The organism is Nonomuraea gerenzanensis (assembly GCF_020215645.1).
Taxonomy (GTDB): Bacteria; Actinomycetota; Actinomycetes; order Streptosporangiales; family Streptosporangiaceae; genus Nonomuraea; species Nonomuraea gerenzanensis.
Genome location: NZ_CP084058.1, coordinates 7,602,940 through 7,617,549, shown reverse-complemented (window position 1 = coordinate 7,617,549; position 14,610 = coordinate 7,602,940). Strand labels below are relative to the sequence as shown.

The window sequence follows — 14,610 nt, the reverse complement described above, 5'->3', positions numbered from 1 at the left end:
ACTCATCAAGGGGTTAGTCAATGAGAAGGAAACACGCACTGGCAGGAGCCGCGACAGCGGCGCTCGCCTTGGTGCTCTCCGCCTGTGGCGGCGGAGGTGGCGGCACTCCCAGCCAGCCCGCCCAGACGGCGGCAGGCGGTGCCGCGCAACCCGCGGCCAACGCCGCTCTCACGCAGGTGTACAACCCGTCCACGAAGAAGGGCGGGACGCTCAAGGCGGCCCACTCCTCCGACTGGGACAGCCTCGACCCGGCCGACACCTACTACGGCTACTCGTTCAACTTCGGCCGGTTCTACTGGCGGACGCTGACGATGTACAAGACGGGTCCCGGCCCCGAGGGCAACACGGTCGTGCCCGACCTGGCGGAGGGGCTCGGTCAGCCCAGCCCCGACGGCAAGACCTGGACGTACAAGATCAAGAGCGGGGTGAAGTTCGAGGACGGCACCCCGATCACGGCCAAGGACGTGGCCTACGCGGTGGCCCGCTCCTTCGACAAGGAGACCTTCCCGCACGGCCCCTCGTACCTCAACGAGCTGCTTGACTGGCCGAAGGACTTCAAGGGCGTCTACAAGACCCCCGACGTGGACTACAAGTCGGCGGTCGAGGCCACCGACGACTCCACGGTCGTCTTCCACCTGAAGAAGCCGTTCGCGTCCATGGACTACGTCGTCCAGATGCCGATGACGGCTCCGGTGCCCAAGGACAAGGACACGGGCGCCAAGTACCGGGAGAAGGTCGTCTCCTCCGGCCCGTACAAGTTCGAGACGAACGAGATCGGCAAGCGGTTCGCGCTGGTCCGCAACGACCAGTGGGACCCGGCGACCGACCCGAACCGTCCCGCGCTGCCGGACCGCATCGAGGTCCAGCTCAACGTCAACGCGGACGACCTGGACAACCAGCTCATCTCGGGCAGCGTCCAGCTCGACATCCCGGGCACCGGCATGCAGCCGGCCGCGCTCGGCAAGGTGCTGCCGGACCCGGCGCTGAAGGCCCGTACGGACAACCCGACGATCCCGAGGCTCTGGTACGTGTCGGTCATCCCCGACACCAAGCCGCTCGACAACGTCGACTGCCGCAAGGCCGTCATGTGGGCCGCGGACCGCGTCGCCAACCAGACCGCCTTCGGTGGCCCGGTGGCCGGTGGCGACATCGCCACGAACGTGATGCCGCCGCCCATCGTCGGCCAGGAGAAGTTCGACCTGTACGCCACCCCGGAGAACAAGGGTGACGTCGCCAAGGCCAAGGAGGCGCTCGCCGCCTGTGGCCAGCCGAACGGCTTCACCACCAACATGTCGTTCCGCTCCGACCGTCCGCGCGAGAAGGCGCTGGCCGAGGCGATGCAGCAGGCGCTGGCGCGCGTCGGCATCAAGCTCACGCTCAAGGGCTTCCCGGCCTCCAGCTACTTCTCCGACTACGCCGGCAACGTGAACTACGTCAAGGAGAACGGCATCGGCCTGGCCACCCACGGCTGGGGCTCCGACTGGCCCGACGGTTACGGCTTCATGCAGGCCATCGTCGACAGCCGCACCATCCGCGACGCCGGCAACTACAACCTGAGCGTCAAGAACCCCGAGGTCGACAAGCTGATCGACCAGGCCTCCGCCGAGCTCGACGCCGCCGCCCGCGCCAAGCTGTGGGTCGACGTCGACAAGAAGGTCATGGAGGACGCCTCCATCCTTCCCGTCGTGTGGGCCAAGTCGCTGCTCATGCGGGGTCAGGGCGTGACGAACCTCGCCTACAACGAAGGCCAGAGCATGTACGACTACGTCCTGCTCGGCGTCCAGTGACGGATTCGGTAACTGGACGAGGGCCGGGGATCTAGCGAAGGCAGGTGAAGGCATGGGTGGCCCGCCCGCGGCGGGCGGGCCACCCGGCCGACAGCGGTGGTCACATACATCATCAGGCGTCTGATCGGCGCCGTCGCCATGCTGGTCGTGATCAGCATGGTCACCTTCGGCATCTTCTTCGTGGTGCCGCAATGGGCGGGGGCGACACCCGAGGCCCTCGCCTCGCGATACGTCGGGCGCGCCGCCACACCGGAGACGGTGCACCTGGTCGCGGAGCGCCTGGGCTTCTACGACCCGGTGGTCGTGCAGTACGGCAGGTTCGTCAAGGGCCTGTTCGCGGGCGCCGAGTACGACTACGGCGCCGGCGTCGAGCAGTGCCCCGCGCCCTGCTTCGGCTACTCCTTCATCAGCGGGCAGCCCGTCTGGCCTGACCTGGTCGACCGCATGCCGGTGACCTTCTCCCTGGCCCTCGGCGCCGCGCTGCTGTGGGTGCTGGCCGGCGTCAGCGTGGGCGTGCTGTCGGCGCTGCGCAGGGGCAGCATCTTCGACCGGATCTCCATGGGCACCGCCCTGGCCGGCGTGTCGCTGCCCATCTTCTTCACCGGCATGATCTCCCTGGTCGTCTTCAGCTACGGCCTGGGCTGGACACCGCCCGGCGGCGCCTGGACCGACATCACCGTCAACCCGGCGCAATGGGCCTACAACCTGCTGCTGCCGTGGATCACGCTGGCGTTCCTGTTCGCCGCCACCTATGCGCGCCTGACCCGCGCGGGCATGCTGGAGACGATGAGCGAGGACTACATCCGCACCGCCAGGGCCAAGGGCCTGCGCGAGAACCAGGTCGTGGTCAAGCACGGCCTGCGCGCCGCGCTCACGCCGATCCTGACCCTGTTCGGCATCGACTTCGGCCTGCTCATCGGTGGCGCCATCCTCACCGAGACCACCTATACTCTGCCCGGGCTCGGCCAGTTCGCCATCCTGGCGATCAGGAACCAGGACCTGCCCCAGGTCATGGGCGTCGTGCTCGTCGCCGCCGGCTTCGTGGTGGCCGCGAGCCTGATCGTCGACCTGCTGTACGCCGTGGTCGACCCGAGGGTGAGGCTTTCGTGACCTTCCTTGACGTCAAGGACCTGAAGATCCACTTCCCGACCGACGACGGCCTGGTCAAGTCCGTCGACGGGCTGTCCTTCAGCCTGGAGCGAGGCAGGACCCTGGGCATCGTGGGCGAGTCGGGCTCCGGCAAGAGCGTGACCAGCCTCGGCATCCTGGGCCTGCACAAGGGCGGCAGGGCGCGGCTCGCCGGCGAGATCTGGCTCGACGGCGAGGAGCTCATCGGCGCCTCCGCCGAGCACGTGCGCCGGCTGCGCGGCAAGAAGATGGCGATGATCTTCCAGGATCCGCTGTCGTCGATGCACCCGTTCTACTCGGTCGGCCACCAGATCATCGAGGCGTACCGCATCCACAACGACGTCTCCAAGCAGGTCGCCCGCAAGCACGCCATCGACATGCTCGGCCGCGTCGGCATCCCCGAGCCGGCCCGGCGCGTCGACAGCTACCCGCACGAGTTCTCCGGCGGCATGCGCCAGCGCGCCATGATCGCCATGGCGCTCTCGTGCGACCCCGAGCTGCTCATCGCCGACGAGCCGACCACCGCGCTCGACGTGACCGTGCAGGCCCAGATCCTGGACCTGATGCGCGACCTGCAGCGCGAGTTCAACTCGGCGCTGATCATCATCACGCACGACCTGGGCGTGGTGGCCGAGCTGTCCGACGACATCCTCGTCATGTACGGCGGCAAGTGCGTCGAGTACGGCTCCACCGAGGACATCTTCTACCGGCCGGAACACCCCTACACCTGGGGCCTGCTGGGCTCGATGCCCCGGCTCGACCGGGAGCCCACCGAGCGGCTGCTGCCGATCAAGGGCTCACCGCCGTCCCTGATCAACGTGCCCAACGGCTGCGCCTTCCACCCCCGCTGCCCGTACGCCGAGCGCACGCAGGGCAGGGCGGACACCGAGGTCCCTGCCCTGGCCGAGACCGAGGGCGGCCACCTGGTGCGCTGCCACATGGACCGCGCCGAACGGCAGAGCCTGTGGGCGAACGAGATCAAGCCAGTGCTGGAGACCCAGTGAGCGACAACGAGCTGCTTCTGTCCGTACGGGACATGGAGAAGCACTTCCCCGTGACCAAGGGCCTGTTCAAAAGGCAGGTGGGCGCCGTCAAGGCGGTCGACGGCATCAGCTTCGACGTCTTCAAGGGCGAGACGCTCGGTCTCGTGGGGGAGTCGGGCTGCGGCAAGTCCACCACGGGCAGGCTGGTGACCCGGCTGCTCGAGCCCACGGGCGGCACCGTCCTGTTCGAGGGCGAGGACATCACGCACATGAGCCAGGGCCGGCTCAGGCCGCTCCGGCGCGACATGCAGATGATCTTCCAGGACCCGTACTCGTCGCTCAACCCGCGCCACACGGTCGGCGCGATCGTGGGGGCGCCGTTCCGGATCCAGGGCATCCAGACCGAGAACGGCATCAAGAAGGCCGTCCAGGACATCCTGGAGCTGGTCGGGCTCAACCCCGAGCACTACAACCGCTACCCGCACGAGTTCTCCGGCGGCCAGCGGCAGCGCATCGGCATCGCCCGCACCCTCGCGCTCAAGCCCAAGCTGATCATCGCCGACGAGCCGGTCTCCGCGCTCGACGTGTCCATCCAGGCGCAGGTCGTCAACCTGCTGGAGGACCTGCAGAACGAGCTGGACCTGACCTACGTCGTCATCGCCCACGACCTGTCGGTGGTGCGGCACATCAGCGACCGGGTCGCCGTCATGTACCTCGGCAAGATCGTCGAGATCGCCGACCGCAAGAGCCTGTACGCCTCGCCCATGCACCCGTACACCAACGCCCTCATGTCGGCGGTGCCGGTGCCCGACCCGAAGGCGCGCAAGGAACGCGAGCGCATCCGGCTGACCGGCGACGTGCCCAGCCCGCTCAACCCGCCGCCCGCCTGCCGTTTCCACACGCGCTGCTGGAAGGCGCAGGAGATCTGCAAGCAGGTCGAGCCGCCGCTGGCGGAGCTGGCCAGTGGGCACCAGGTCGCCTGCCACTTCCCGGAGAACGCCCCCGAGAAGACGGCGGCGCCCGCCGTCACGGCCGGCGAGTAGAGCCCTTCACGACGGCCGCCCGGCCTCTGCCCGGGCGGCCGTGCTGTCGTGCTGTCGTGCCGTCGTGCCGTGGGGCCTTCTGCCGTGCCTGGGGGCGGCCGTCCAGTCGTGCCGGGAGCCTCCTGCCGCGCCCGCCGCCGCGCCCGCCGCCGCGTCCGCCGCCGCGTCCGCCGCCTCGTCCGCCGTCTCAGGAGATGGCGCCGGGTGTGATCAGCCCCGTCTCGTACGCCAGCACCACGGCCTGCACCCGATCCCGCAGCCCCAGCTTGGTCAGCACGTTGCCGACGTGCGTCTTCACCGTCGTCTCGCTCACCACGAGCTTGGCCGCGATCTCCGCGTTGGACATGCCCTTGGCGATGAGCCGCAGCACCTCCAGCTCCCGCTCGGTCAGCCGGTCGAGCCGGGCCGGCGCCGCCTGCTCGTAGGCCGACGGCAGCCGCGCCGCGAACCGGTCGAGCAGCCGCCGCGTCACGCTCGGCGCCACGATCGCGTCGCCCGCCGCCACCACCCGGATCGCCTGCACCAGCTCATCCGGCGGCACGTCCTTCAGCAGGAACCCCGACGCCCCCGAGCGCAGCGCCTCCACGATGTACTCGTCGAGGTCGAACGTCGTCAGCACCAGCACCTTCGGCACGTGCGCCGACGGCGCCGCCTCCCGCACGATGCGGCGCGTGGCCTCGATGCCGTCGACCCCGGGCATCCGGATGTCCATCAGCACCACGTCGGGCAGCAGCGCCCTGGTCTGCTCCTGCGCGTCCTTGCCGTCGCCCGCCTGCCCCACCACCGTGATGTCGGGCTCGGCCTCCAGGATCAGCCGGAAACCGGTACGCAGCAGCGGCTGGTCGTCCACCAGCAGCACTCTGATCGTCATTGGCCGTCCTTCAACGGGAGCCTCGCCCGCACCTCGAAGCCGCCCCCCGGCAGCGGACCGATGTTCAGGATTCCACCATAGAGGGCCACCCGCTCGCGAATGCCCACGAGCCCGTGACCCGGCGGCCGGCCCTGCTCCCGGTCCGGCCCCTTCCCGTCGTCCTCCACGCGCACGTCCAGCTCGTACGGCTCGTACCGGACCGTCACCACCGCCTCCGCCCCCGCGCCCGCGTGCCGCAGGCTGTTGGTCAGCCCCTCCTGGACCAGCCGGTAGGCGGCCAGGTCCACCCCGGCGGGCAGCGCCACCGGCTCGCCCTCCAGCCGCAGCCGCGTCGGCAGCCCCGCCTCCCGCATCTGCTCCACCAGCGCGGGCAGGTCCCGCACCCCCGGCTGCGGGCCCAGCTCGGCCCGCGCGTCGGCCCTGGTGTCGGTGCGCAGCACGCCGACGATGTTGCGCATCTCCGTCATCGCCAGCCGCCCCGTGTTCTCGATCGCCGACAGCGCCTCCCGCGCCAGCTCCGGATCGGAGGCCAGCACCCGCCGCGCCGCCGCCGCCTGCACCGTCATCACGCTGACGTGATGCGCCACCACGTCGTGCAGCTCGCGCGCGATCCGCGACCGCTCCTCGGCCCGCGCCGCCCGCGTGTCGGCCGCGTGCGCCCGCTCCAGCCGCGCCGCCCGGTCCTTCAGCTCCTCCAGGTACGCCCGCCGCAACCGCAGGCTGCGGCCCGCGCCCCACACCGCCACCAGCACCAGCGCCGTGACGACGTACTCGCTCGCGCTCCCCGCCCTGACCGGGCTCGACACGGCCCCCGTCAGGTACGTCACCAGCGACAGCACCAGCCCGGCCAGCGCGACCGCCAGCCCCCGGTAGGACGCCACCGAGTACAGCAGCACGATGCCGGCCAGGCTCGACATGCCCGTGCCGTAGCCCAGCGCGTTGAGCAGCGTCTCCGGCACCAGCCCCGCGCACAGCGCCGACAGCGGCCACCGGCGGCGCACCGCCACCGGCACCGACGCCGCCACCAGCAGCAGCGCGCCGAGCACGTCGGGCTGCCGCATGCCCTCGACCGGGATCCCCTCGGCCTGCAGCCGATCGGGCCCGTAGAGCGCGTACAGCGCCACGGAGGCCGCTGCCACCACACCGGCGAGCACCGTGTCGTGCAGCCTGCTCCGATCTATGCGCACCGCTTCACTGTAAGACCAGGTGAAAGCCCGCAACCTCCTCCCGAGGGAGGATAAGCACCGGCGGGGCCCGCCCGGAGGACGAGCGTCACAGCTCGCGGTGGCCGGTCGGCGGCTACGGCCCGCCGGTGGCTGCCCGGCGGCTGCGGCCTCCCGGTGGCCGCTGAGCGGTTACAGCTCGCCGGTGATCGCCCGGTGACTACAGCTCGTCGGTGGCCGCGCGGCGGCTGCTGCGGGTCGTGTCGCCCGGCTGGCGGTCGGGCACCGGCGGCGGCGTGCCGCCGAACTCCGGGCACAGCGCCTGGTGGTCGCACCAGTCGCACAGGCGGCTGCGGCGCGCCCGCCACTCGCCCGTCTCCAGCGACCGCTCGATCGCCGCCCACAACGCCATCACCTTGCGCTCGGTGGCCAGCAGGTCGGCCTCGTCGGGCGCGTACCGCAGCACCTCGCCCTGCCCGCCCAGGTAGACGAGCTGCAGCAGCCGAGGCACGCTGCCACGCAGCCGCCACAGCACCAGCGCGTAGAACTTCATCTGGAACAACGCCTTGGCCTCGAAGTCGGGCCCGGGCGCGCTGCCCGTCTTGTAGTCGACCACCCGGACCTCGCCGGTCGGCGCCACGTCGAGCCGGTCGACGTACCCCCGCAGCATCAGCCCCCCGTCGAGGACCGCCTCCACGTACAGCTCCCGCTCGGCCGGCTCCAGCCGCGTCGGGTCCTCCAGCGTGAAGTAGCGCCGCAGCATCTCCTGCGCCTGCCCGAGCCACTGCGCCTGCTCGGCCTCGTCGGCGAACATCTGCGCGTACTGCGGATCGTCGGCCAGCAGCCGCTCCCATTGCGGGCCCAGCAGCTCCAGCGCCGCCTCCACCGAGCGGCGCGGCGCCGGCAGGTCGTACAGGCGCTCCAGGACCGCGTGGACCACCGTGCCGCGCACCGCCGCCTGCGACGGTTTCTCCGGAAGCTGGTCGATCACCCGGAAGCGGTAGAGCAGCGGACACGTCATGAAATCGCCCGCCCGGGACGGGGAGAGAGCTCCGATGATCACCGGCTCGGTCAATGTCATGCACCGCACTCTAGGTCAAGACCCCGACAGAATAACCTCCGCGCAACGAGGTAGACGTGATCGGGCGCGTAGCATCAAGGCAGCAACAGCACGTAATGGACGTTCAAGGAGTGCGGTGAGCGAGCAGAGCCCGCGGCAGGGGTCCTCCGGCATCCGGATGGGGAAGCCGTTCGGCATTCCGGTGTACGTGTCGTGGACATGGTTCCTGGTGGCCGCCTTCATCACCGTGATGTTCGGGCCGCAGATGCGGCAGATGCTGCCCCAGCTCGACGACTTCGCCGCCTACGGGGTGGCGTTCGTGTTCGCGGTGCTGCTGTACGTCTCGGTGCTGCTGCACGAGCTGGCCCACAGCGTGCTGGCCAAGGCGTACGGCCTGCCGGTCCGCAGGATCACCCTCTACCTCCTCGGCGGGGTGTCGGAGATCGAGAAGGAGCCGCCCACGCCGGGCAAGGAGTTCATGGTCGCGGCGGCCGGCCCCGCGCTCTCGCTCGGCCTGGCCGGGATCGGCCTCGTCGCCGACGTCTACCTGATCAACAACGGCGGCATCCTCGAGGTGCTCACCTGGCAGCTGTGGTTCGCCAACCTCATCGTCGGCGTCTTCAACCTGCTGCCGGGGCTGCCGCTCGACGGCGGCAGGATGTTGCGCGCCGGCGTGTGGAAGCTCACCCGCAGCCCCGGCTCCGGCACCGTCGTGGCGGCCTGGGGCGGGCGGGTGCTGGCCGTGCTGCTGGTGGTGTTCCCGGTCGCGAGCGCGCTGTCGGCCGGGCGGGAGCTGGACCTGACCAACCTGGTGTGGCCGCTGGTGCTGGCCTCGTTCATCTGGATGGGCGCCAGCCAGTCGCTGCGCCTGGCCAAGATCAGGGCCAGGATCCCGCAGGTCAACGCGCGCACCCTGGCGCGCAGGGCGATCCCGGTGGCCGGCGAGACGCCGCTGTCGGAGGCGCTGCGGCAGGCCACCGAACGCCACGCGGGCGCCCTCGTCGTCGTCGACCACGAGGGCAGGCCCGTGGCCATCGTCAGCGAGGCCGCCGTGCAGGCCACTCCGGAGCACCGCCGCCCATGGGTGAACGTCTCCTCGCTGGCCAAGAGCCTGGAGGCGCGCATGATACTGTCCGCCGCCCTGGAGGGGGAGCCGCTCATCGAGGCCATGCGCGAGGCGCCCGGCAGCGAGTACCTGCTGGTGGAGGACGGTGGCGAGATCTACGGCGTGCTCTCGACCGCCGATGTGAACCGCGTTTTCACCGGCGTCTGATTTGTCCCACTCGTTTAACGAGCGACCCCTCGATAGGGTCGTGTCCAGCAGTTTCAGGCGGCCGAGGCCGACCCCCGCGATTTCTGCGATGCCGCGACTGGCCGATAGTGTTCTGTTTGGCCAAACTTGCACAGTTGAGGGGTTTGCCGCGGCCCGCCGGTTCACCGAATCGAGACGAGGGGGCCGCGACACGGCCCCGCCGTCTGGGTATGCGTATGGCTGGTGGCCAGCACGGCAGTGCGGGTGCCGTAACAACGCCGGCTTCCGGGGAGGAGAGTTGAGTGACCGAGCGCAGCGAGGGCACCGATGAGCGCAGCACGGTCGTCATGAGGGAGGACGCATGACCGGCCAGGGCTTCGGAGTGGTGCGTCCGCTTCCCGGCACCGGGCTTGTCGCCTACGAGGGCGGGTTGCTGCTGGTGTGCGACTCGGCCGAGTCGGCGGCCGACGCCCTGATCGAGGCGCTGCGCGAGACCGCCGCCTCCGGTGGCGACGGCCGGGCGCTGGCCCGCCGCGCCGCACAGGTGCTCGCGGCCAACATGGCGGCCGACCCCGCCACCTGCGCGGTCGCCGGCCCCGTCGGCGGCGGCGTCGCCGTCCTCGTCAGCGGCTCCGCCTCCGCCGTCATCGCCACCTCGGGCGGGGAGACCCGGCTGGCCGGCAGCGACTCCCTCACCTGGGCAGACCGCCTCGTCAACGGCCCCGTCGAGCGCGTCGAGCTCAGCCTTCCCGGCGCAGGCAGCCCGCACCCCGCCGTCCGCTTCGAGGGCGGCATCGTGCACGGCGGCGGCCTCGTCGGCGACTTCACCGGCGAGTTCACCGGCCGGCCCGCGGCCCCCGCCCAGCCCCGCATGCTGACCAGCGAGCTGCCCGCCACCGGCTTCCACCTGGAGGCCGACCTCATCCAGCAGCCCCAGCAGCAGCAACAGCAGCAGCAGCCCGTCGAGCGCCCGCCGTACCCGATGCCCGACCAGCCGCCCATCGCGCCCGGCCCGCCCTCCGGCCCCCAGCCCGCGCCGATGGAGCCGCCCGCCTACCACACCCCGCAGGAGCCGGCCCCCTACCTGCCGCCGCAGGAGCCCGCCTACCAGCCCCTGCAGGAGCCCGCCTACCAGGCGCAGGAGCAGCCGCCGCCCCTGCAGGAGCAGCAGCAGTTCCCCTCCTACGACGAGCCCCCCGCCTCCGGCAACGGCGTCGGCGACCAGCAGGTCCCGCAGCACCTCGGCCCGCCCGACCACTACGACCAGCCCGCCCCGCCCGTGCTCGGCCCGCCCGACCCGTACGACCACCCGGGCCCGCCCCCGCAGGAGCAGCAGCAGGGCGAGCACGGCGACCGGCCGCTCGTCTACGGCGTCGACTGCAAGAACGACCACTTCAACGACCCCCGCGTGCCCTACTGCGCCGTCTGCGGCATCGCCCTGGTGCAGCGCACCCTCGTCCCCTACAAGGGCCCGCGCCCCTCGCTCGGCGTCCTCATCCTCGACGACGGCACCGCGCTGCCCCTGGAGAGCGACTACCTCCTGGGCCGCGACCCGGAGCGCGCACCCGAGGTCGCCGGCGGCACCGCCAGGCCCGCCAAGGTCACCAGCCCGGACGGCTCGGTCTCGCGCCGCCACCTGCGGGTGGCGCTCGACGGGTGGGACGTCAACCTGGTGGATCTGGGCTCTGTCAACGGCACCCAGATCCAGCCGCCGGGGGATCCGAACTTCTACGACATCCCGCCGAACGAGCCTGTCACCATCGCGCCGGGGACCACGGTGCGGGTGGGGGTGTCACGGACATTGCGCTTCGAGGCGCATCGGGGGTAGCGGGGCTCCTTTCCTTTCGGCCGCCCGTGGCTTCGGTGCGGGTGCGGGCGGCCGGGTTTCACGGTGCTGGGGTGTTGTGGGGTCCGGGGACCGTGCGCTCCGGGCGGTGACGCGCTTCGGCGGTTGTGCGCTTGGGCGGCGGCGCGTTCCGGGCGGCGACGTGCTTCGGCGGCGCGGTAAGGGGCCTCTGGCGCGGTCGAGGTACGTCGCACGGATGCGGGCACCCTCGCCGGGCGCTTGAGTGCGCCTGGCCGCTCTGAAACGTCATGAGGCGTCGGACGTAGCCAGGAACTCGCGGGCACCACGCAGCCGGGTCGCCAGCCGCCGCTGGGTGGCCGAGCAGTCCAGCCGCACCTCCAGCGGCCCGGGCACCCCGGCGTCGGCCCGGCGCCCCGTGCGGAGGCGAGCCGCGTCGAGGCCGTCCCTGCGGGCGACGAGCACACCCAGCTCGTACCGGCTCACCGCGTCGGCCCCCGCCACGTGCAGCACGCCCGCCAGCCCCCGCTCCGCCACCTCCACCAGCGCCGCCCCCAGATCACCGACGTGAACGGGGCACCGCACGTCATCGGTGAACAGCACCCCCTCACCCACCCCCGCCGCCAGCGACCGGACCAGCGCCTCGTGCCCCGACCGGCCGTGGCCGAGGATGAGGGACGTCCTGGCGATCGCGGCACCGGGCAGCAAGGCCCGTACGGCCGTCTCCGCCGCCGCCTTGGCCGCGCCGTAGGGGGTGATGGGGTCGGGCGGGGACGTCTCGTCGTACCGGTGCTCGCCCCCCGAGAACACCACGTCGCTGGACACGTGCACCAGGCGCCCGCCCACGCGCGCCACTCCCGCCGCCACGTGCGCGGCTCCGTCCGCCGTGGTCGCCCAGTCGGCCTGCCGGTACGCGGCGTTGATCGTCACCTCGGGGGCGAACGCGTCGAACACGCCGGCCACGTCCTGCCTCGCGCGCACGTCCAGGGGCAGCCAGGTCGCCTGTTCCTGGGGTCCGGGGCGGGTGAGGTAGGTGGCTCCCACCTCGTGGCCGGCGGTGGCGCAGCGCCGTACGAGCTCGCCGCCTAGGAACCCGCTCCCGCCCACGATCAGCATCCTCATGACCGGTCACGTTATCGGAGCAGGTGATCCCTTACATGCGCACCCTCGCCCATTCGGGAGAAGGAGCGACAAATGCGCCAAAGGCTGCATATTTGGGATGACAGTGGGTCTTCAGGGGTGTTATCTCCGCTGGTCAGAAACGCCTTGGGGGTGTGCCGCGCCGTAGGGACAGAGGGTGCTGCGCCTCTTGGCGGCGGCACGTCCAGAGCGGGCGGGCGTCCGCGATGGGCGAGCGTCCGAGGCGGGCGGACGTCCGCGATGGGCGGGCGTCCAGGACGGGCGCGTCTCCACGGCGGGCTGCGCCCTCAAGCCGTAGCAGGCGCCGACCCCCGCCGGCGAACCGGGACCGGAATGGCCCCCAAGCAACGATCCCGGCCGCCGGCCGAGAGGACGGTGGAGGTTGTATTACGCCAAATCGTGAATTGCCACCAATATCTCGCCAAATCCGTTAAATCATGAAGATCCTTCAGAAGCCCCCACTGCAGATAACCGCTTATGAAACAACCAGCCCACCCCCGAACCGGCCACCCCCTACCCCGGATCCGGCCGGCCCGCAAGCAGCAAGATCACGGCGGCACCGGTCGGAAAGCCCGTACGCCCCGCAACAGCCGCACCGCCGCCTCGCACCCGCTGGCCGCCTCCAGCGCCCGCCCCGCAGCCGTGGCGAACCGGCCCAGCAGATGCTCGTCACCGTCGCAGAACGCCCGCCCCGCCACCCACACGAACGTGTGCTCCCGCGCCGTCACCGGCACGGGCGTGGCCAGGAACCCCGGCTCGCCCAGCGACACGTCCGCCGGCAGCCGCACCGCCTCGCAGGACGCGGTGAGCTCCTTCAGCACGCCGGACTCGGTCAGCCACCGCCGCAGGCGCAGCGGGTCGCCGGGCGGCGTGTGGACGTGCAGCAGGCAGGACTCCTGGCGGAGCGCGTCCACCCGGACGAAGCCCGCGTAGGCGGTGCCCGTGACGGCGGCGGCGGTGCGCGCCAGCCGGCCGGTCAGCTCGGCCGGCTCCAGGCAGGAGAACGTGGAGAGAAGTTCGCGCATGGCGACATCGAGGCGGTTGTACGGCATCGCGGAATCCCCTCGGAGCGGAGGGGGCGAGATCGCGCAGCCCGATCGCGCGAAACTCGCCTGCGGGTGCCCTGACTATCGCCCCCGACGGGGCCCTTGACTACCCCTCAACAGGAAATCAGGATTTTTGCCCATTTCGGCCCGGGGGCCGGTCCCGCCGCAACACCGTCGTGATCTCCCGGGAGGTCACGGCACTCCCGGGCGCCTCGCGCGGCCCGGCGGCACGCCTACGGCACGGGAACCCCGGCGGGGCGCAGCCGTACCCACTGGAGATCGTCCGCCCGCGTGCCGTCCGGCTGCGGCAGCAGCTCCCGCTGCACCCCTTCGCGCTGGAAGCCGGACCGCTCCAGCACCGCGTGCGAGGCCGAGTTGTCCACGTCGGTGCCGGCCACGATCCGGTGCAGGGCCGTGTGCGCGAACGCCCAGTCGACCAGCAGCCGCACCGACCGCGTCATGAAGCCGCGGCCGCGGAAGGCGGGCACCAGCGAGTAGCCGATCATGGCCTGGCCGAGCGGCGGGATCACCTGCGTGAGCTGGATGTGCCCGGCGAAGGCGCCCGAGCCCGCGTCCTTGACCGCCAGCTCCGCCCGCTGGCCCGACAGCCACCAGTAGCCGGTGTAGCGGCAGCGCCGCTCGGCGTCCTCCAGGGAGACGGGCGGCGTCACGGAGTAGGCCGCCACGCTGGGCTCGGCCATCATCCGCTGGTAGTCGGCGGCGTCGCCGGGCGCCATCGGCACCAGCCGCACCACGCCGTCGCTCAGCTCGCCGTCCGCCAGCAGCGGCAGGTACGGCTCCACCGCCGGCGCCGCCTCCCCCCGGAGCCTGGCGAGCAGCACGTAGTCGGCCGGGCGCCCGTCACGCAGCCGCCTGGCCTCCCGCCGCCGCCCCTCCTCGCAGAAGCCCGCGCGGTACGCCGCCCGCAGGCTCGCCACGTTCTCGACCTCCACCTGCAGCTCGACCCGGCGCACCCCCTGGTCGAAGGCCCAGTCGGTCAGCGCGCGCACCGCGGTCGCCGCCACGCCGCCGCCCCGCGCCCACGGCGCCACCAGGTAGCCGGCCTCCGCCGTGCCCCACCGGTCAGGAGGGCCCAGCCACACCAGGCCGGACATCCGCCCGCCCGCCGTGATCGCGTACTGCGCCCCGCCCTCCTCCCACCGGACGGGCACCCCGCGCAGGTAGGCGAGCGCGTCGCCGCGCCCGTACGGCTGCGGCAACAGCGGCATGAACCGTGCCGTCACCGGATCGTCACACATCTTCACCATCGACTCGGCATCGTCCGCCACCGGGGGGCGGAGGATCAGGGGGCCGGCCGAGATCACATCACGCG

The 14,610-nt window shown here is 71.7% G+C and carries 12 protein-coding genes; 6 read left to right on the top strand and 6 right to left on the bottom strand.

Annotated elements, in window-relative coordinates; genetic code table 11:
- Window positions 1–20: 20 nt before the first annotated feature.
- The 4 genes from LCN96_RS35275 to LCN96_RS35260 all read left to right on the top strand — a co-directional run bounded on the left by LCN96_RS35275 (window position 21) and on the right by LCN96_RS35260 (window position 4,941).
- The gene (locus tag LCN96_RS35275) at window positions 21–1,787 is read left to right on the top strand and encodes an ABC transporter substrate-binding protein (protein WP_225266756.1); all 1,767 of its coding nucleotides are present in this window, start codon (window positions 21–23) and stop codon (window positions 1,785–1,787) included.
- Window positions 1,788–1,883: 96 nt separating this feature from the next.
- Complete coding sequence (locus tag LCN96_RS35270; protein WP_225266755.1) at window positions 1,884–2,897, top strand: ABC transporter permease; 1,014 nt, start codon at window positions 1,884–1,886, stop codon at window positions 2,895–2,897.
- Window positions 2,894–3,919, top strand: coding sequence for an ABC transporter ATP-binding protein (locus LCN96_RS35265; RefSeq protein WP_225266754.1), 1,026 nt, complete (start codon window positions 2,894–2,896; stop codon window positions 3,917–3,919). Before LCN96_RS35270 ends, LCN96_RS35265 begins: the two co-directional genes overlap by 4 nt.
- 32 nt (window positions 3,920–3,951) lie before the next feature.
- Window positions 3,952–4,941: an ABC transporter ATP-binding protein gene (locus tag LCN96_RS35260; RefSeq protein WP_263657550.1), complete on the top strand. Its 990-nt coding sequence runs from the start codon at window positions 3,952–3,954 to the stop codon at window positions 4,939–4,941.
- A 187-nt stretch (window positions 4,942–5,128) separates the two neighbouring features.
- On the opposite strand, the gene LCN96_RS35255 is transcribed toward LCN96_RS35260, so the two are convergent.
- The 3 genes from LCN96_RS35255 to LCN96_RS35245 form a co-directional block, all read right to left on the bottom strand.
- Complete coding sequence (locus LCN96_RS35255; RefSeq protein WP_185103527.1) at window positions 5,129–5,812, bottom strand: response regulator; 684 nt, start codon at window positions 5,810–5,812, stop codon at window positions 5,129–5,131.
- On the bottom strand, window positions 5,809–6,999 hold the full coding sequence (locus LCN96_RS35250; protein WP_225266752.1) for a sensor histidine kinase: 1,191 nt from the start codon (window positions 6,997–6,999) through the stop codon (window positions 5,809–5,811). The genes LCN96_RS35255 and LCN96_RS35250 overlap by 4 nt, the downstream gene beginning before the upstream one ends.
- Before the next feature lie 196 nt (window positions 7,000–7,195).
- A complete protein-coding gene (locus tag LCN96_RS35245) occupies window positions 7,196–8,056 on the bottom strand; it encodes a RecB family exonuclease (protein WP_225266751.1) in 861 nt (286 codons plus the stop codon).
- 115 nt (window positions 8,057–8,171) lie between these two features.
- On the opposite strand from LCN96_RS35245, the gene LCN96_RS35240 reads away from it, so the two are divergent.
- Both LCN96_RS35240 and LCN96_RS35235 read left to right on the top strand, forming a co-directional pair.
- Window positions 8,172–9,308: a site-2 protease family protein gene (locus LCN96_RS35240; RefSeq protein ID WP_225266750.1), complete on the top strand. Its 1,137-nt coding sequence runs from the start codon at window positions 8,172–8,174 to the stop codon at window positions 9,306–9,308.
- A gap of 340 nt (window positions 9,309–9,648) precedes the next feature.
- Window positions 9,649–11,115: an FHA domain-containing protein gene (locus tag LCN96_RS35235; RefSeq protein ID WP_225266749.1), complete on the top strand. Its 1,467-nt coding sequence runs from the start codon at window positions 9,649–9,651 to the stop codon at window positions 11,113–11,115.
- Window positions 11,116–11,379: 264 nt separating this feature from the next.
- On the opposite strand, the gene LCN96_RS35230 is transcribed toward LCN96_RS35235, so the two are convergent.
- From LCN96_RS35230 to LCN96_RS35220, 3 genes are all read right to left on the bottom strand, one after another.
- Entirely contained in the window at window positions 11,380–12,213 is an 834-nt protein-coding gene (locus LCN96_RS35230) for an SDR family oxidoreductase (protein WP_225266748.1), read from the bottom strand.
- 566 nt (window positions 12,214–12,779) lie between these two features.
- Window positions 12,780–13,256: a hypothetical protein gene (locus tag LCN96_RS35225; protein ID WP_225266747.1), complete on the bottom strand. Its 477-nt coding sequence runs from the start codon at window positions 13,254–13,256 to the stop codon at window positions 12,780–12,782.
- 254 nt (window positions 13,257–13,510) lie between these two features.
- Window positions 13,511–14,602, bottom strand: coding sequence for a GNAT family N-acetyltransferase (locus LCN96_RS35220; protein ID WP_225276129.1), 1,092 nt, complete (start codon window positions 14,600–14,602; stop codon window positions 13,511–13,513).
- Between the last annotated feature and the right edge of the window lie 8 nt (window positions 14,603–14,610).

Coding starts and splice junctions, on each gene's coding strand:
- LCN96_RS35275 (WP_225266756.1), top strand. CDS start 21: ATGAGAAGGAAACACGCACTGGCAGGAGCCGCGACAGCGGCGCTCGCC.
- LCN96_RS35260 (WP_263657550.1), top strand. CDS start 3,952: ATGGAGAAGCACTTCCCCGTGACCAAGGGCCTGTTCAAAAGGCAGGTG.
- LCN96_RS35255 (WP_185103527.1), bottom strand. CDS start 5,812: ATGACGATCAGAGTGCTGCTGGTGGACGACCAGCCGCTGCTGCGTACC.
- LCN96_RS35245 (WP_225266751.1), bottom strand. CDS start 8,056: ATGACATTGACCGAGCCGGTGATCATCGGAGCTCTCTCCCCGTCCCGG.
- LCN96_RS35235 (WP_225266749.1), top strand. CDS start 9,649: ATGACCGGCCAGGGCTTCGGAGTGGTGCGTCCGCTTCCCGGCACCGGG.
- LCN96_RS35230 (WP_225266748.1), bottom strand. CDS start 12,213: ATGAGGATGCTGATCGTGGGCGGGAGCGGGTTCCTAGGCGGCGAGCTC.
- LCN96_RS35225 (WP_225266747.1), bottom strand. CDS start 13,256: ATGCGCGAACTTCTCTCCACGTTCTCCTGCCTGGAGCCGGCCGAGCTG.